Source organism: Paenisporosarcina sp. TG20 (assembly GCF_000286315.1).
GTDB lineage: Bacteria > Bacillota > Bacilli > Bacillales_A > Planococcaceae > Paenisporosarcina.
Window position 1 is genome coordinate 1 of sequence record NZ_ALJG01000085.1, and the last position, 2,151, is coordinate 2,151.

The window sequence follows — 2,151 nt, forward strand, 5'->3', positions numbered from 1 at the left end:
TCGATCGAGGACTTAACCAAACAGAAAAGCGGAGTGAGGCGTTTTAGGCCGACTGCCACTTTGGAGCAACGCAGGAAGAAATCTTGATTTCGCCCGGAGTTGTGAAAAGGGGTTGCGGACTGCCGAACGAGCTAGACATGAACTGAATGGTTTTCAATGACCCGTTTATCCAGTTTTGAGTGAACAAACACTCAAAAAAGGTCTAGTGATAATGGCAAAGAGGTCACACCCGTTCCCATCCCGAACACGGAAGTTAAGCTCTTTAGCGCCGATGGTAGTTGGGGGATCTCCCCCTGTGAGAGTAGGACGTCGCTAGGCTTTTTAATTTTTTTCCGAAGTAGCTCAGTGGTAGAGCACCGCACTGTTAATGCGATGGTCGTAGGTTCGAGTCCTACCTTCGGAGCCACTTTCTTGCTTCCATAGCTCAGCAGGTAGAGTGCTTCCATGGTAAGGAAGAGGTCACCGGTTCGAATCCGGTTGGAAGCTTTTTTCCAAAAAACCGCACTTGAATTATACATATGTGGCCCCTTGGTCAAGCGGTTAAGACACCGCCCTTTCACGGCGGTAACACGGGTTCGAATCCCGTAGGGGTCACCATTTTCTTTTTACATCACTTTATATCAGTAGGATGTAAAAAGAGTCAAAAGCAAGTAGTGCTAGGAAACGATTTAGAGGTACTTCTACTAAATTAATTCACCACGTCCTGTGCAAGCGACAATGCAATACGACGCTTTTCATTTTTTTAACGGAGGATTAGCTCAGCTGGGAGAGCATCTGCCTTACAAGCAGAGGGTCGGCGGTTCGAGCCCGTCATCCTCCACCATAGTATTTTACCCTTGGAGGGGTAGTGAAGTGGCTAAACACGACGGACTGTAAATCCGTTCCTTCGGGTTCGGCGGTTCGAATCCGCCCCCCTCCACCATTTCTTTGATTTCAGCTTGTTGGGGTATAGCCAAGCGGTAAGGCAACGGATTTTGATTCCGTCACGCCCTGGTTCGAATCCAGGTTCCCCAACCATATTTTTTTTTGAGTTTGCGAGCCATTAGCTCAGTTGGTAGAGCATCTGACTTTTAATCAGAGGGTCGTAGGTTCGAATCCTACATGGCTCATAATCTAATACATAGACTTTTAAGGTCATAGGTCGCTAGACTTTAAAGAAGTTTCTATAACTAACTAATATATAAAGACGAATGGAATTTTCAATATTCCATTCGTCTTTTTGTTTAACCAAAATAATGGGAAGACAACAGATGAATGAATTCTTTTTCCAAATCATCTTGTTTTTTTACTAAAACATATGTCGTCACTTTCGGTAATTCAAACAAATTGAAAGGGACATTCATTAATCTACCTTCGAGTAGTTCGCGTCTTACAATCGAATGAGGAAGAAACGAGATGCCGAGCCCATCTTGAATAAAACGTTTGGTGATATGAGCTTGTGACACTTTCATGGTTCGAACTCCTGGGAGGTGTTTCCTTAGCTGAAAAAGGACATCATCCCAAAAAACAGGGTGATGATGGGTTAATAACGTATATGTACTAAATGTTTCCATCACATCAAATGGTGGACCGCTTTCATCGTCATAAATGTCAACTGGTGCAATGAATAAAATAGGCTCTTCAAAAATTGGGATAGATTGAAGATTTTTTGAATGCGCATCTAATGCGGATATTCCAAGATGAACCTCACCAGAATCTACGAGTGATTCGATTATATTGGATTCCTCTAGACGTATTCTGACAACTCCCACAGCTAAAGCAGTGGGGTTCTAGGGTACCGTGGATACATAGTATCTGGCACACTTCTCAATGGTACCCTTATCTTTCCTTGCGGAAAGAGTTTCTACCAAAGCACTGGTATGCTTTCTCCTAAAACATTAACGGACGTATTGCGTATAGCAAGGCACTTCTCTCAACAAGCCCACATAGACTCTTGATATGCTTATCGTTCCGACTTCTCTTGGGCGTTATCACGACCAATCAGGTTTGTGTTTAAGTGACAAACCAACACAACGTTTTACTTGTCGATTGTTTTATTCTTTCTATTTCACGATTATGCAGATCTAAAAAATTATTCCATTGTGCATTGCATAAATTTACATCAACAGAATTAAGAGTTTCATTTGTATACCCTATCAAAAATGCACTATA

Annotated in this window: 1 protein-coding gene, 7 tRNA genes and 1 rRNA gene; 8 read left to right on the forward strand and 1 reads right to left on the reverse strand. The window is 42.5% G+C overall.

All coding sequences use genetic code 11. From position 1 onward, the window contains the following. The first annotated feature begins 201 nt into the window (after positions 1-201). The 8 genes from rrf (at position 202) to B371_RS0100600 (ending at position 1,109) form a co-directional block, all read left to right on the forward strand. A 5S ribosomal RNA gene (gene rrf / locus B371_RS0100565) occupies positions 202-318 on the forward strand. A 13-nt stretch (positions 319-331) separates the two neighbouring features. Then, positions 332-406, forward strand: a tRNA-Asn gene (locus tag B371_RS0100570). A 7-nt stretch (positions 407-413) separates the two neighbouring features. After that, a tRNA-Thr gene (locus B371_RS0100575) sits at positions 414-486 on the forward strand. A 36-nt stretch (positions 487-522) separates the two neighbouring features. Further along, positions 523-597 (forward strand) — tRNA-Glu (locus tag B371_RS0100580). Between the two features lie 150 nt (positions 598-747). Further along, positions 748-823, forward strand: a tRNA-Val gene (locus tag B371_RS0100585). A 15-nt stretch (positions 824-838) separates the two neighbouring features. Then, positions 839-922, forward strand: a tRNA-Tyr gene (locus B371_RS0100590). A gap of 20 nt (positions 923-942) precedes the next feature. After that, positions 943-1,017 (forward strand) — tRNA-Gln (locus B371_RS0100595). A gap of 19 nt (positions 1,018-1,036) precedes the next feature. Further along, positions 1,037-1,109 (forward strand) — tRNA-Lys (locus tag B371_RS0100600). Positions 1,110-1,223: 114 nt separating this feature from the next. Here B371_RS0100600 and B371_RS20970 read toward each other — a convergent pair. After that, positions 1,224-1,751, reverse strand: coding sequence for a substrate-binding domain-containing protein (locus B371_RS20970; protein WP_019412413.1), 528 nt, complete (start codon positions 1,749-1,751; stop codon positions 1,224-1,226). Positions 1,752-2,151 lie beyond the last annotated feature (400 nt).